Origin of the sequence: Pauljensenia sp. UMB6358, from assembly GCF_030216865.1 — a bacterium.
GTDB classification, from domain to species: domain Bacteria; phylum Actinomycetota; class Actinomycetes; order Actinomycetales; family Actinomycetaceae; genus Pauljensenia; species Pauljensenia turicensis_A.
In genome coordinates this window covers 169,637-184,423 of sequence record NZ_JASOMS010000004.1, presented here as the reverse complement: position 1 = coordinate 184,423, position 14,787 = coordinate 169,637, and the positions used below count along the sequence as shown (strand labels likewise).

The window sequence follows — 14,787 nt, the reverse complement described above, 5'->3', positions numbered from 1 at the left end:
AACAGGCCCAAAAGCTTGCAACCACTCGGCGCAACAACAGAAACAATACCCACCCCCCACCACACCGTCAAATCAGCCGTCGCTTCAATCCGAGCGACACCACACCGCGAAAAATCCCTAAATTTCAACGAATACAGGCCAGCACCAGCATCAAAACACTAAAATGTGACCTGCGTTTGTTTCGCAACACACAAGAATTCGGACAAAAAGCGACGCAGGTCTCGCCAGATTATCCGGTAATCTGCGCACGTCAGAGCAGGTTTATAGACGAAAACAATCCGGGTGGGCGCAGTCTTTATGTCTGCGCCCACCCGGGCCTCGTCAATTATTCAGCGAACGCGCCGCGCACTACGTGACACGCACATCCACGTTGTAGCGCCTTGCTGTAGGCACGTTCAGCCGACAGCGTGTAGGCCCTCAAGCATCTATGTCCTCTTGGACGGGAATATTCAGCGTCGGCAGATCACGAACCGCGGTGCGGACCGCGCGCGAAACCGCTGGAGCAACACGTCCATCGAAAACGCCGGGGATGATGTAGCTGGGTGACAGCTCTTCTTCCTCGATGACGTCAGCGATAGCAACTGCTGCGACGCGCAAAACCTCGGTGGTAATTTCCTTGACCTTTGCATCCAGCAGGCCTCGGAATAAACCTGGGAATGCCAGCACGTTGTTGATCTGGTTCGGGTAATCGGAGCGGCCCGTCGCAACAACCGCCGCGTACTCCCCCGCACCAATCGGGTCAACTTCGGGCGTCGGGTTGGCTAGGGCGAACACGATTGCCCCGTCAGCCATCGTGGCAATATCGCCGGGATCCAAAATGTCGCCGTGCGAGACACCGATGAAGACATCGGCACCCTTCAGACCTTCCTTCAGATTTCCGTGAACGAGGCGCGGATTCGTTGCCTCGGCAAGAGCCTTGCGCGAGGGGTGCATGCCCTCAGTATCGTCGGCGGCAAGTGCACCCGTGCGACCGTAACCGACGATGTCTTTAGCCCCCTGCGCCAGAAGTAGACGAATAATCGCATTGCCTGCAGCACCCACGCCGGACACCACGATACGAACGTCTTCAATCTTCTTATTGACAATCTTCAGCGCGTTGATCAGCGCGGAAAGCACGACGATAGCGGTGCCATGCTGGTCATCGTGGAAGACCGGGATGTCGAGTTCTGCGCGCAGGCGTTCTTCGATTTCAAAGCAACGAGGCGCGGAGATGTCTTCAAGGTTGATACCACCGTATGCGGGGGCAATCGCCTTAACGATCGAAATGATTTCTTCAGTGTCCTTCGTGTCAAGAACGACCGGCCATGCGTCCACACCGCCGAATTCCTTAAACAGAGCTGCCTTACCTTCCATGACAGGAAGAGCCGCTTCCGGGCCAATATCTCCTAAGCCGAGGACCGCAGTGCCATCAGAAACGACAGCAACCGTATTCGCCTTGATCGTCAGAAGGTGAGCCTTCTGAGGAACGTCATGGATTGCGGTGCAGACGCGGGCCACGCCGGGCGTGTACGCACGAGACAGGTCGTCGCGATTACGGAGCGGAACCTTCGAGTTGATTTCGATCTTGCCACCGACGTGAGCAAGGAAAGTCTGGTCTGCAGTAGACGACAGTGTGACGCCTTCCAGCCCCTTCAGCAGATTGCGAACCTCGCGACGGTGCTCCGAATCGCGCAGGTCGCAGGTGAGGTCGAGAACCATTCGGCCTCGGTTGGAATCGGCGACGTCGAGGCCTCTCACCTGAGCACCGGTTTTTGATACCGCTTCGACAAGCGATCCAATAGATAGTTTCGCTTCGTCGATTTCAACGCGGTATGAGGCGGTGTATGACGGAGAAGTTCGCATGGTGCTCTCTCTTTTCGATCGGCGCTGGCCGTAGATCAATCGTTGTTCCCATAGTACGTACGTGCCGACAGAACGGATAGTGTGCATCACCAGGTGGACAATTGTCAACAATTAGCTACGTAACGCCAGCGTGATTTCCTACCTTCGCGATCATCCCGTTTTAGTTGGGCGCAAAGGAGTTTCCACTGTTCCGCACGCACAGCTCTCGATTCACGAGGCCGGGCACACCAACGAATCAATGACACCGACACGTGCCCGTTCATCGTTGCTCTTGGCAGAGATAGCAGGCGAGAAGGTGACGGAGGCGTAAACGAACAGGCTCTAGAAGCTGAATTGCGTTCGCGAAAGCTCGTGGAGCGGAGACTGTTTCTTCCCGTAGACATCAAGGGTCACAGCAGCAAGAAGAACGATGCCCTTCACTACCTGAGCACGATCAGAGCCGAGTCCAACAAGCAACAGCCCATTTGAAAGAACCGCCATCAGCGTGGCACCAAGGACAGCACCGAAAACCGACCCGCGACCACCGGCAACTGCCGCTCCGCCGATGAACACGGCAGCGATAGCTTCAAGCTCCCATAAGAGACCATCTTGAGGCCCCACAGCCGTCGCCCGGCCTGCGAACATCATGCCCGCAAGCGTCGACAGCATCCCCATATTCACCATGACAAGGCATTGAATCTTCGTCACGCGCACACCGGAAAGGGATGCTGCCTGAATGTTTCCGCCGACAGCTTGAAGATGGCGACCAAATTGGGTCCTCGTCAACATGAAGTGGTAGATGAAAATCAGAACAAGAACCACCACACCCGGAACGGGGAAAGATGTTCCTTCACGTCCCGTACCAAACAGCCAGGTGAAGACCCCCACCAGCACGACGACAATCGCGGACTTCACCCAGGGTCGATAATCAACTCCCCGCAGTCCTAGCCGAGCGCGCCGGCGAAAATAGGTACGAACAATCGAGGTAACCGCTACCACGGCAGTAATGACACCCACGATCACCGTTGCCGTATCGATGCCGAATATGCTCCCCCAAGAAGGCAGATAACCCGAACCTAGCGTTTGAAATCTGTGAGGAAGTGGCACCGACAATGCCTGAGATTCCCACTGGACTCCACCGCGCAGAATGATCATTCCACCAACGGTGACAATAAAAGCAGGCAAACCGACCTTCGCAACAAACAGGCCTTGAATCAAGCCAATAAAAGTTCCGATCAGCATGCCAAGAAGAAGGCCAACCCACCAGGGCAAGCCAAGATTGGCAATGATGATCGCCATGGACATTGATGAGAACGCCGCGACGGAGCCAACTGACAAATCCAGCTGACCGATCGTCACCACCAGGACCATGCCGATAGCGAGGACAAAGATATGAGCGTTACCGGTGACGATATTCTGCAAGTTCGCAGACGCCAGCATGTGCGATCCCGTGATGAACTGGAAGAAGATCATCAAGGCAAGAACGAGGATTCCCATGATTCCCGCTTGACCTAAGCGTGAAGCGTCAAAGGGTAGTCGGCTCACTTCGCTCTCCTCGTTGAGTGGAATATGAACGCACAAAGGCTCGTGTTGTTTTCCTATAGTGCACCATCTTGACAGTTCAACGCACATTTTTGAACCGATTCGCCCAGCGGGCATCCACGCATCAGCCCACTTCACTGACTATCCTAGAAACGTGCCACGTTTGAACGCCCGATCCGGATCTCAATCCTCGCTCCGCGAGGCAAATTCCGCGCGCGTTCTTGACGCGATCCGAAAGTACGGGCGTATCACCCAGGTCGAGCTATCGGCAGCAACAGGTCTTGCTCCCGCAACCATTTCGAACATCATTAAACAGCTCTCGGCACAAGGAAGCGTTGAACTCACGTCAACGATTCGTTCGGGCAGGCGCGCTCAACTGGTTTCGCTCACACAATCGTCAACTCTTACCGCGGGTATCTCAATCGGACGCAGGGCACTGGATATTTACATCTCCGACGAGTCCCGCACCAGCGAATTCACGAAAGTTCTGCCACTACCGGTCGACCATAAGGCTGATACGACGCTCGACCGAGCAACGCTTCTGGTTCTTGACCTTCTTGAACAGGCAGGGCAATCGCTGGATGATCTTGCTGGTATCGGTGTTGCTTTACCTGCCCCTATTAACCCGAAAACGGGCACTCTGACCCGAAAGGGAATCATGCGAGGCTGGGAAGACATCAACATTGCTGAGGTCTTCCAACGCAGACTTGGACACGACACGATCGTGATGAACGACGCGAACGCTGCTGTTGCCGCTGAAAACCGATTTGGTTCGCTACGCGGGTTCTCATCGTGCGCCTATATCCGAGCCTCGTATCAAACCGGCGCGGGAATTTTGGTCGACGGAAAAGCCTATTCCGGTGCCACCGGTATTGCCGGGGAAATCGGGCACGTCATCGTTGATCCTCACGGTCCTATCTGCACGTGCGGTGCTCGTGGCTGTCTGAACACGGTTGTTGGGGCGGACTACCTTGTTGACCTTCTTCGCCTGTCACGAGGTCCCATGACACTGCGTGACCTACTGTCACACGCGAATGAAGGTGACCCCGGATGCCAGCAGGTTCTTTCTGACGCAGGAAGCGCAATCGGACGAGTCATCTCTGACCTTGTCACGGTATTCGATCTCGAAGCCGTCGCTGTCGGTGGTGAGCTGATGAATGCGGGAGACACATTCTTGTCCCCTATTCAAAACGCTCTCTTCGAACGCCCCTACCTGCGCGACGAAGGAATCACGGCCTACCCGTCGAAGCTCGGCGCTGATGCCGAAGCCATCGGCGCGATGATCCTTGCACAAGACGCTTTTGTTCCCAGCTATTCAACTCACCGCCAGGAGGACCAATGACGATCCAAGGCGCTCCCCTTCTTGAAGTACGGGGACTTACAAAAACGTTCGGCGGTGTTGAAGCACTCGTTAACGTTGATTTCATCGTGAACCGTCACGAAGTCGTTGCCCTTGTCGGCGACAATGCGGCAGGGAAGTCAACGCTCGCCCGCATGCTCTCAGGAGTTTTTCCTCCGGATGAGGGAACGATCGCGCTCGACGGGGAAGAAATCAGCATCGATTCCCCGCAGCACGCATTGAAACTCGGTATTGCCACCGTCTTCCAAGAAACTGCGCTCTGCGACAACTTGGACGTTGTATCGAATATTTTCCTTGGGCGTGAAGTGTTCTCGCACCGCGCCCTTGATGACGAGGGCATGGAACTCAAAGCACGCCAATATCTTGATCAGTTGGGTTCGCATATCCCCGACGTGCGAGTCCCCCTTTTCCAGCTCACCGCCGGACAGCGTCAATGCGTTGCAATCGCGCGCACCCTGGTGACTCACCCGCGTCTGGTGATCCTCGACGAGCCCACGGCCTCTATGTCCGTGGCACAAACTGCGGAAGTACTCATCCTGATTGAGCACCTGCGCGATATGGGAATGGGGGTCATCTACATTTCCCATAATCTGACCGACGTTCAAGCTAGTGCCGACAGGGTCGAAGTTCTCCGTCACGGACACAACAACGGTTCCTTCAACTCGCGTGATACCTCAACCGACGAACTCATAGCCGCTATCACTGGCGCTTCACATATCGCGCTGTAAACGCTCCCGGCCTCGTCACTTCTTTTCGGCGACCAACTGGCCGTTATACCCCTGTCACGGCGCGCAACGTGTTTGCGCGAACGACGCTTGAGCGCCTTGGCATACACGAGTTTCGCCCCCGCCGAAAAACCGACGAGGGCGAAACCAAAGGTGAGAAAACTAGGCGATACCTAGCGGGTCAATCACTTGGCAGCGTTGACGAGCTCCATGCGGTGCGAGTCATCCTTGTAGACGTCTGCAGCGTTGTCCTTGGTGACAATCTTCGGGGTCAGCAGGAAGGACTTGACCGGGTTGCCTTCCATCGACTCGTACTGGGAATCGTCGAGGGTTGCGCCGTCGACCTTCGGGGCTGCCTCGCCCTTGGCGAGCTGGATAGCAAGATCAACAGTTGCCTTCACCAGCGGACGGGTGTCCTTGAAGATGGTGGAGTACTGCTTGCCCTGGGTGACCCAGGTGACCGACTCGTCTTCGGAGTCCTGACCGGTCACAACCGGAACCGGCTTGCCGGCCTGCTCAACAGCGGTGATGATTGCGCGGCCAAGGGTGTCGTTCGGGGAAAGAACGCCATCCGGAACCGCGTCGCCCTGGTAGGTCGAGGTCAGTAGTGCTGCCATGCGGTCCTGCGCATTCTTCGGCAACCAGCCCTGGGTGGCGACCTGCGTGAATTCGGTCTGCCCGGACTTCACAACCAGCGTGCCATCATCAATCTTCGGTTGGAGGACGTCCATTGCGCCACCGAAGAACTTCAAGGAGTTCGAGTCATCCGGTGAGCCACCGAAGAGCTCGATATCCCACGGGCTCTCGCCAGCGTTGGCTTCGAGACCTTCAAGCAATGCCTTGCCCTGAAGCTGACCAACACCGAAGTTGTCGTAGGCGATGTAGTAGTCAAGGTCGGTCGTGTTCGTCAGCAGACGATCGTATGCGATGACCTTGATGCCGGCATCCTTGGCTGCCTTCAGCTGGGTGCCCAGCTGCGAACCGTCGATTGCGCCGATCACCAGAACCTGCACGCCATTTTCGATCATGGCTGCAACCTGGTTCTGCTGCTCAGCAACGCCACCGTTTGCGAACTGAATGGTGCATTCAATGCCCTGCTCTTCGCAGCTGGCCTTGAACATGTCTTCAGCCTCAACCCAGTTCTGCGAGGTCTTCTGTGGCATTGCGATGCCGACCGACATCTTGTCAGCCGAGGCCGCTGCGCCGGACTGATCGCCCGATGCGCTACCCGTATCACGGGCACCACAAGCTGCCATAGAGAATGCCATCGCTGCCGCTGCGCTGATGGCAACCGCACTCTTCAGAGTCTTCATTGTCTCTTCTTTCGTGTGTTTGTTTGGTGATTCTTGATGATTCATTCGATGTTCCCCAGCTGGCTTGCTTGGGAATATCTACGCTTTGTGGATGACTCAACGTTTGTTGAGCCCGTTGTTGACATGGCGATACGGTTTCTCCTTACCGCCCGATCATCACTTGGAGGGAGTCTTTGTTTCGCTTTGCCGAACTGCCTTTTGATTACTCAAGGCATTTTGGAAGGTGCCAATGATGGAACGCTTGCCCTGACGCTTCGAGTAGACGTCAACGGCGACTGCGATCAAGAGGACGAGGCCCTTAATGATCTGCGTCCAGTCGGAGCCCACGCCCATCAGCTGAAGGCCATTGTTCAGGAAGGCCATGACAAGTGCGCCAACCATGGTGCCCATGATCGTGCCAACACCACCGGAAACGGCGGCACCGCCGATGAACACGGCGGCAATGGCGTCGAGTTCCCATGCATTACCGTCAGCAGGACCCGAGGCCGTCGAACGGCCGATGAACAGCATTCCCGCAACTGCGGCGAGGAATGCGGAGTTGCAGATGACGAAGAAGTTCGTTTTGATGACCTTCACACCGGTCAGTTCTGCAGCAGCCTTGTTGCCACCGATGGCGTAAATCGAGCGACCGAGGACCGTGCGGTCAGCGATGAACGAGTAGATCAGAGCCAGGATGACGACGATAACACCGGGGATTGGGAACGAGGTGCCGGGGCGACCCGTTGCAAAGATCCAGGCGACGATCAGGATTGCGCCACCGAGGACAACCATGCGAACAATCGGAACCCACATCGGGGCCGGCTCAGCTTCGAACTGCTGACGAGCCTTCACGCCGGAGATTTCCTTCCAGACGATCGCTAGGACTGCGATGACAGCCAGGATCATGGTCGGCAGGTTGAAGGGAATAACATCCGGAGCGATATCGGGCAGGTAGCCAGCGCCGAGGGTCTGGAACAGTTCGGGAACCGGGACCGTCAAAGACTTGCCGATCAGCTGGTTAGTACCGCGGAAGAGGAGCATGCCACCCAGGGTCACGATGAAGGCGGGGATTCCCCACTTTGCAACCCAGAAGCCTTGCCAGATGCCGATGAGCAGACCGACGCCGATACCCAAAACGATGGCCAAGACGGGGCTGAGGGCCCAATCACGCATAGCAACGGCAACGACGATGCCGACGGTTGCTGCGACAGAACCGACTGACAGGTCAATGTGGCCGGCAATGATGACCAGAACCATGCCGATGGCGAGAACGAGGACGTAGGTATTACCCATGACCAGGTTCATCAAGTTCTGTGCTTGGAAGACCTTGCCGTCCGTCTTGAACTGGAAGAACAGGGCAATCGCCGCCAGAGCAGCGATCATTCCGATTTGTCGGAAGTCTCCTCCGAATAGTGCTGTGAGATTCTTCTTCATTGAAGTGCCTTTAGCTTTCAGTTTTCGTTGCTGCCAGTGGGAGTGGATGAGGTGGACGTCATCAGGTGCATCAGGCTTTCCTGATCTGCCTGCTCGGTGGGCACGCACCCCGTCACTTCGCCTTCGAAAATGGTGTAGATGCGGTCTGTGATGCCCAGAAGCTCAGGGAGTTCGGACGAGATCACCAGAACAGCCTTTCCTTGAGCGGCAAGCTCCTGGATGAACGTGTAGATCTCGTACTTCGCACCGACGTCAATGCCGCGGGTTGGCTCATCCAAGATGAGAACCTCGGGGTCAGTGAACATCCACTTTGCAAGGACGACTTTCTGCTGGTTACCTCCGGAAAGCGTTCCCACGCCCGTCATCACTGAGGGCGCTTTAATACGCAGGTTCTGGCGGGATTCTTCAGCGAATTTCTTGCCTTCTTCGATGTTCAACGCGCCGTGGTGGCGGATCTTCGAAAGCTTGGCTGAAACAACCGACTGGTGGATCAGTTCCAGAAGGTTGAGACCCAGCATCTTGCGGTCTTCAGAAAGGTAAGCAATGCCAGCGTCGATAGCTTCAGGGACGGAGTTCGCTTTCACCTTCTTGCCGTCGATAAAGACTTCGCCACCCTCGTGGATACCGTAGGAATGACCGAAGACGGAACGAGCCAGCTCTGTACGACCGGCACCCATCAGACCCGCAAGGCCGACCACTTCACCGGCACGGACGTTGATGGACGAGCCCTTGCAGACGAAACGCTCGGAGTTCAGCGGATGGCGTACCCACCAGTCCTTGACCTCGAACTTCACTTCGCCCGGATGCGACTTCTTGTCCGGGTAGCGGTTTTCAAGGGAACGACCGACCATCAGGCGAATGATCTCGTCCTGGTCGATCTTTTCCTTGTCGGCGTCCATCCAGCCGACCGTCTTGCCGTCACGAATAACCGTGATGGCATCAGAGACGGCAGCAACTTCGTCGAGCTTGTGCGAGATCATGATCATCGCGACGCCGCGTTCGCGCTGCTTGCGCATCAGGTCGAGAAGGTGGGCTGATTCTTCCTCGTTGAGTGCCGAAGTGGGCTCGTCGAGGATCAGGAGCTTGACGTCCTTTGCAAGTGCCTTGGCAATTTCAACAAGCTGCTGCTTACCGACACCCATGTCTTTAATCAGAGTGTCTGGGTTTTCATCCAATCCAACTTCGGCCATGTACGTAAGGGCGCGTTGCTTGGTTTCGTTCCAATCGATGACGCCGTGTTTCTTGACCTCGTTGCCCATGAACATGTTCTCAGCGACGCTGAGCTGCGGGATAAGAGCAAGTTCCTGGTGAATGATGACGATGCCGGCTTTTTCAGAGTCGCGAATGTTCGAGAATCGAACTTCGTTGCCTTCGTAGAAAATGTCGCCCGTGTAAGTGCCGTGCGGGTGCACGCCCGACAGCACTTTCATCAGGGTCGACTTGCCAGCACCATTCTCGCCACAGATCGCGTGGATCTCAGCGTTGCGTACCTGGAGGTTGACGTCATCAAGTGCGACGACACCCGGGAAGACCTTCGTGATGTTGCGCATCTCCAGGACGATGCGCTCACGACGTGTGTTGGTCATTGGTTCTCCGCTGAACTGTTGACAGATAGTTGTGTGATGGAAAGTCACCACCGTTGGCGCATTTCCATGACTCATAGTGTGCACTGTGCGGAGGGCGAAAAAGCCTTATCTACACGAACTGTAACTAAACCGTTATATTGAATTCACGACATAAACTCAATGACTGCACGATATCTATCTCCCGCAGAAATCCAGGGTTTTCACCAAATTACAGCCATGTCATTCGTGCGCCATACGCTCAGTTTTCGCCATCAACGAGGCCACTCACGGGCCTGAGGGAATAGAAAGCTGGGCGGTGGATTATCATCCACCGCCCAGCGACACTTCAATCAAGCGCGACGCTTCAGGCTCCCACCATCTCCATGATGAGTTCACGCACGCGAGCTGCGTCCGCCTGACCACGTGTCGCCTTCATGACAGCCCCCACAAGTGCGCCAGCAGCTGCGACCTTGCCACCCTTGATCTTCTCGACCACATCAGGATTGGCATCCAGCGCATCCTGAACAGCCTTCGAAAGCGCACCGTCGTCAGAAACAACCTCAAGACCGCGAGCCTCGACAACCTCGGTCGGCGAGCCTTCACCAGCCAAAACGCCTTCCAGCGCCTGACGAGCAAGCTTGTCATTGATGCGACCAGAATCGATCAAGCCCTGCAACTCAGCAATCTGAGCGGGCGTGACAGGCATATCTTCGAGCGACAGTTCGCGTTCCTTCGCGCGACGGCTGAGTTCGCCCATCCACCACTTACGAGCGGACGCAGGATCGACACCAGCCTCAACGGTGGCCTCGATAATCTCCAACGCACCAGCGTTGATGACATCGCGCATCTCCATATCGGCATAGCCCCACTCTTCGCGCAAGCGACGACGCTTCGCAACAGGAAGCTCAGGAAGCGAGGCACGCAGTTCCTCAACCCACTGGCGCGAAGGAGCAACAGGAACCAGGTCCGGCTCGGGGAAGTAACGGTAGTCTTCAGCATCCGACTTATCGCGGCCCTGCGAGGTGGAACCGTCTTCCTCGTGGAAGTGACGGGTTTCCTGGTTCACCGACCCACCGGCAGAAAGGATCGCACCCTGACGCTGCATCTCGTAGCGAACAGCGCTAGCGATACCGCGGAACGAGTTCACATTCTTCGTTTCCGTACGAACACCCAGAGGAGATTCCGGAGTATCGCGAAGAGAAACGTTGATATCTGCTCGAACATTACCGCGCTCCATACGAGCCTCGGACACACCGAGCGCACGGAAAATATCACGCAGAGTCTGAACGTAGGCAGCAGCCACCTCAGGAGCACGCTCCCCTGCACCTTCGATCGGGCGGGTCACGATCTCCACCAGCGGAACGCCCGCACGGTTGTAGTCAACCAGCGAGTGATCGGCTCCGTGAATACGACCCTCAGCACCACCGACATGCGTGTTCTTACCTGCGTCTTCTTCCATGTGTGCGCGCTCAATCTGAACGCGGAACAGACTACCGTCTTCAAGCTCGACATCCACGTAACCATCGTGAGCAATCGGCTCATCAAACTGCGACGTCTGGAATGCCTTCGTCAAGTCCGGGTAGAAGTAGTTCTTACGCGCAAAACGGCAGTACTCTGCGATTTCACAGTTCAGCGCAAGACCGATCTTGATCGCGTATTCAACTGCAGTGTGGTTCACAACCGGAAGACACCCGGGAAGACCCAGCGAAACCGGAGTAACGTAGGTGTTCGGGTCTCCACCAAAGGCATTCGGCGCCGCATCGAACATCTTCGTCTTCGTACCGAGCTCAACGTGAACCTCGATGCCAAGAACCGGATCAAAGTTCGCGGTCACATCCGCGTAATCCATGAGTTCACTCATCAGTTTTCCTCCCAAGAGCTCGCCGGGCAAGCGCCCGCCACATCATCACTGAGCGCTTCAACCAAAGCAGCAGCTTGGTACATCTTCAGATCGTGGTGCGCAGGCGCAATAATCTGGAAGCCGATCGGCAGTCCTTCGGACGAAAGCGCATTCGGAACACTCATCGCGGGGACACCGGCGAGGTTCGCCGGGATCGTCGCAATGTCATTGAGGTACATCGCCATCGGGTCGTCAATCTTGTCGCCGAACTTGAACGCCGTCGTCGGAGCGGTCGGCGAAACAAGAACGTCGACCTCTTCGAAAACACGCGCAAAGTCGCGCTGGATCAGGGTACGAACCTTCTGAGCGCTGCCGTAGTAGGCGTCGTAGTAGCCGGCCGACAGGACGTGCGTGCCGAGGATGATACGACGCTTGACCTCGTCGCCGAAGCCAGCTTCACGGGTTGCAGCCATCACGCGCTCAGCAGTCACGGGCCCCTCGGAGGGCTCAACGCGAATGCCGTAACGCATACCATCGAAGCGAGCAAGGTTCGAAGAAACCTCAGCCGGCATGATCAGGTAGTAGGCCGCGAGCGCATAGTCGAAGCTCGGGCACGACACCTCTTTCACCTCTGCGCCAGATTCTTCAAGCTTCTTCACGGTCGCGTTGAAGGCTTTAAGAACGTCGGCTTCGTAGCCTTCGCCCGACAGTTCCTTCACCACGCCTACCTTCAGGCCAGCCATGGACTTGGTGCCTGCGACAGTTTCAACGCCGTCGACGAGGTTCCCAACAGGCTCGTTGAGAGACGTGGAATCGAGCGGATCATAGCCACCCACAAGCTCGGTCAGAACTGCAGCGTCAGCGACGGTGCGGGTAACCGGACCAATCTGATCAAGCGACGAGGCCATGGCAATCAGGCCGTAACGCGAAACAGCACCATAGGTCGGCTTCGCACCAACCGTGCCCGTCACTGCACCCGGCTGGCGGATCGAACCACCGGTGTCAGAGCCCAGCGCCAGCGGAACCATGTAAGCAGCAACCGCAGCAGCGGAACCGCCACCAGAACCACCGGGAATACGCTCGATATCCCACGGGTTCAGGGTCGGACCGAACGCGGAGTGCTCGGTCGACGAGCCCATTGCGAACTCATCCATATTCGTCTTACCAACGACCGGCAGACCAGCTTCGTGGATCTTCTTCACGATCGTTGCGTCATACGGAGGACGCCAATCGCCCAGAATCTTCGACGCACACGTCGTCGGGATTCCACGGGTCACCATGTTGTCCTTCAAAGCAATCGGAATACCCGCAAGGCGGTGCAGTTCCTCGCCGGCCTGGCGCTTCGCATCAACCTCGGCCGCGGTCTTCAGAGCGCCCTCGCGGTCGATGAAAAGGAAAGCATTGATCTTAGGATTCAGTGCCTCAATACGGTCCAAGCACGCAGTTGTCAGTTCAACCGACGTGATCTGACCTGCGGCCAGCATGTCAGCCAGCTCAAGCGCGGACTTCTTCAGCAGTTCGTTCATCATTCCTCCCCCAGGATCTGCGGAACAAGGAACATCCCATCTTCGCTTGCAGGCGCCTGCGAAAGAACTTCATCACGGTCAAGAGTTTCTGTGACCACATCTTCACGCCAGACATTCGTCAGCGGAATCGGGTGAGAGGTTGCGGGAACATCCGGGGTCGCGACCTCGGACACCTTAGCAACTGAAGTAGCGATAACGTCGAGCTCCCCAGCAATACGTTCAATTTCGCCTGGAGTCAATGCGATTCGGGCCAGCTCCGCGACGCGGGCGACCTCGTCAGTACTGATTCGTGACATAGTTGCAATCTTAGCGCCTAGCACTAATAAGCGGGATTCGCGCCCACGCCGTAATCCACACGAGGCCGTAGAATCAGCTTCATGAGATTCCCGCGTAAAAGACTCATCAGCGCCGAAACCTTAGGACTGATGAAGAAGACGGCGATCGGCATCACCATCGCACAGGCAACCGCCATCGTCACCGTCCACGCCGTCGACCATATGCGTAAGCAACGTGTCCCCGGTGGCCGACACGGATTCCCGACCCTCGAACCAGCTGACATACAAATCCCACGTGGCATGGTGCGAACCTATACGGAGGGGCATTCCCTATACGCGGATATGCTCCACGCAATCCAGAACGCGACAGACCATATTTACTTTGAATCATTCATTTGGCGCGCAGACGAATGGGGCCAGCGTTTTAAAGACGCGCTCATCGCAGCAGCCCGACGTGGAGTCAACGTCTACTGCGTGTACGACGGTTTTGGAGTTCTCAATCAAGATCCACGCTTCTATTTCTTCCCCGATATTCCACACCTATGGGTTCGTCGCTTCCCCGCGATTCGTTCTGGTCTCTTGACTTTGAATCTGCGGAACACGGGCCAGGACCATCGCAAGATCCTCGTTGTTGATTCCACCGTTGGATTCGTCGGTGGCTACAACATTGGCAACCCCTTCGCCAACGAATGGCGCGATACCCACGTTCGCGTGACTGGCGATGCCGTGTGGGAGCTAGAAAACGGGTTCGTCGATTTCTGGAATCACTTCAAACCCCATCGTGCGCCCCAGTTGCCCGACACCGGAGCGAAGAAGTGGCATGCAGAAGTCACCGCCGCATTCAATGCACCCCAGCGAATCCTCTACCCGATTCGTGGAATGTACATCGACGCGATCGAGCGCGCGACCAGCCACATTCTGATTACCACCGCCTACTTCATCCCCGATAAAGAGATTCTTCAAGCCCTGATCGCAGCAGCAAAACGCGGAGTGAAGGTCAAGGTTCTGATCCCCGAATACTCCAACCACATCATGGCTGACTGGGTAGCACGCCCCTACTACGGCTCCCTGCTTCGCGAAGGCATCGAGATCTGGCTCTACCAGCACGCCATGGTTCACTCCAAGACGATGAGCATCGACGGCATGTGGTCAACGATCGGTACTGCCAACATCGACCGCCTCTCCATGCGAGGCAACCACGAAGTCAATATGCAATTCCATTCGCGCGAGCTTGCCCAGCACATGGAAGAAATCTTCGACAACGACCTCACCACCGCTCGTCAATACACGATCGGCGAATGGGAAGGCCGGAATATGCTCACTCGTATCACCGAGTATCTTCTGCATCCCTTTGAATTCATGGTCTAAAACCCATCTGAGCTACCGGCCGGCAACGCTCAGACACGT

At 56.4% G+C, this 14,787-nt stretch carries 12 protein-coding genes; 4 read left to right on the top strand and 8 right to left on the bottom strand.

Annotation, left to right across the window (positions count from 1 at the left end; translation table 11 throughout):
* A partial coding sequence (locus QP381_RS04630; protein ID WP_285067987.1) for a hypothetical protein occupies positions 1 to 356 on the top strand: 356 nt, incomplete at its 5' end.
* A gap of 61 nt (positions 357 to 417) precedes the next feature.
* On the opposite strand, the gene QP381_RS04625 is transcribed toward QP381_RS04630, so the two are convergent.
* Together QP381_RS04625 and QP381_RS04620 are read right to left on the bottom strand one after the other, a co-directional pair.
* Positions 418 to 1,842: an NAD(P)-dependent malic enzyme gene (locus QP381_RS04625; protein WP_219585721.1), complete on the bottom strand. Its 1,425-nt coding sequence runs from the start codon at positions 1,840 to 1,842 to the stop codon at positions 418 to 420.
* Between the two features lie 321 nt (positions 1,843 to 2,163).
* Complete coding sequence (locus tag QP381_RS04620) at positions 2,164 to 3,366, bottom strand: sugar ABC transporter permease (RefSeq protein ID WP_285067986.1); 1,203 nt, start codon at positions 3,364 to 3,366, stop codon at positions 2,164 to 2,166.
* 151 nt (positions 3,367 to 3,517) lie between these two features.
* On the opposite strand from QP381_RS04620, the gene QP381_RS04615 reads away from it, so the two are divergent.
* On the top strand, positions 3,518 to 4,705 hold the full coding sequence (locus tag QP381_RS04615) for an ROK family transcriptional regulator (RefSeq protein WP_285067985.1): 1,188 nt from the start codon (positions 3,518 to 3,520) through the stop codon (positions 4,703 to 4,705).
* Entirely contained in the window at positions 4,702 to 5,451 is a 750-nt protein-coding gene (locus tag QP381_RS04610) for an ATP-binding cassette domain-containing protein (protein ID WP_006681805.1), read from the top strand. Before QP381_RS04615 ends, QP381_RS04610 begins: the two co-directional genes overlap by 4 nt.
* Before the next feature lie 182 nt (positions 5,452 to 5,633).
* Here the strand turns inward: QP381_RS04610 and QP381_RS04605 are convergent, their stop codons facing one another.
* The 6 genes from QP381_RS04605 to gatC form a co-directional block, all read right to left on the bottom strand.
* Positions 5,634 to 6,761 carry a substrate-binding domain-containing protein gene (locus QP381_RS04605; protein ID WP_219585718.1) on the bottom strand — a complete coding sequence of 376 codons (1,128 nt, stop codon included), beginning with the start codon at positions 6,759 to 6,761 and terminating at the stop codon, positions 5,634 to 5,636.
* A 156-nt stretch (positions 6,762 to 6,917) separates the two neighbouring features.
* Entirely contained in the window at positions 6,918 to 8,174 is a 1,257-nt protein-coding gene (locus QP381_RS04600) for an ABC transporter permease subunit (protein ID WP_006681807.1), read from the bottom strand.
* Positions 8,175 to 8,191: 17 nt separating this feature from the next.
* Positions 8,192 to 9,760 (bottom strand): sugar ABC transporter ATP-binding protein, encoded by a 1,569-nt coding sequence (locus tag QP381_RS04595; RefSeq protein ID WP_103632418.1) that lies wholly within the window; start codon positions 9,758 to 9,760, stop codon positions 8,192 to 8,194.
* Between the two features lie 343 nt (positions 9,761 to 10,103).
* Positions 10,104 to 11,600 (bottom strand): Asp-tRNA(Asn)/Glu-tRNA(Gln) amidotransferase subunit GatB, encoded by a 1,497-nt coding sequence (gene gatB / locus QP381_RS04590; protein WP_103632417.1) that lies wholly within the window; start codon positions 11,598 to 11,600, stop codon positions 10,104 to 10,106.
* Positions 11,600 to 13,105 (bottom strand): Asp-tRNA(Asn)/Glu-tRNA(Gln) amidotransferase subunit GatA, encoded by a 1,506-nt coding sequence (gene gatA / locus QP381_RS04585; protein WP_103632416.1) that lies wholly within the window; start codon positions 13,103 to 13,105, stop codon positions 11,600 to 11,602. Before gatA ends, gatB begins: the two co-directional genes overlap by 1 nt.
* Entirely contained in the window at positions 13,105 to 13,401 is a 297-nt protein-coding gene (gatC, locus tag QP381_RS04580; protein ID WP_040318742.1) for an Asp-tRNA(Asn)/Glu-tRNA(Gln) amidotransferase subunit GatC, read from the bottom strand. The genes gatA and gatC overlap by 1 nt, the downstream gene beginning before the upstream one ends.
* A 129-nt stretch (positions 13,402 to 13,530) precedes the next feature.
* On the opposite strand from gatC, the gene QP381_RS04575 reads away from it, so the two are divergent.
* Entirely contained in the window at positions 13,531 to 14,748 is a 1,218-nt protein-coding gene (locus tag QP381_RS04575) for a phospholipase D-like domain-containing protein (RefSeq protein WP_219810907.1), read from the top strand.
* The last annotated feature ends 39 nt before the right edge of the window (positions 14,749 to 14,787 follow it).

Excerpts from the sequence above, each read along its gene's own strand:
- QP381_RS04595 (WP_103632418.1), bottom strand. The coding sequence starts at position 9,760 with ATGACCAACACACGTCGTGAGCGCATCGTCCTGGAGATGCGCAACATC.
- QP381_RS04600 (WP_006681807.1), bottom strand. The coding sequence starts at position 8,174 with ATGAAGAAGAATCTCACAGCACTATTCGGAGGAGACTTCCGACAAATC.
- gatB (WP_103632417.1), bottom strand. The coding sequence starts at position 11,600 with ATGAGTGAACTCATGGATTACGCGGATGTGACCGCGAACTTTGATCCG.
- QP381_RS04625 (WP_219585721.1), bottom strand. The coding sequence starts at position 1,842 with ATGCGAACTTCTCCGTCATACACCGCCTCATACCGCGTTGAAATCGAC.
- QP381_RS04605 (WP_219585718.1), bottom strand. The coding sequence starts at position 6,761 with ATGAAGACTCTGAAGAGTGCGGTTGCCATCAGCGCAGCGGCAGCGATG.
- QP381_RS04610 (WP_006681805.1), top strand. The coding sequence starts at position 4,702 with ATGACGATCCAAGGCGCTCCCCTTCTTGAAGTACGGGGACTTACAAAA.
- gatA (WP_103632416.1), bottom strand. The coding sequence starts at position 13,105 with ATGAACGAACTGCTGAAGAAGTCCGCGCTTGAGCTGGCTGACATGCTG.
- QP381_RS04575 (WP_219810907.1), top strand. The coding sequence starts at position 13,531 with ATGAAGAAGACGGCGATCGGCATCACCATCGCACAGGCAACCGCCATC.
- gatC (WP_040318742.1), bottom strand. The coding sequence starts at position 13,401 with ATGTCACGAATCAGTACTGACGAGGTCGCCCGCGTCGCGGAGCTGGCC.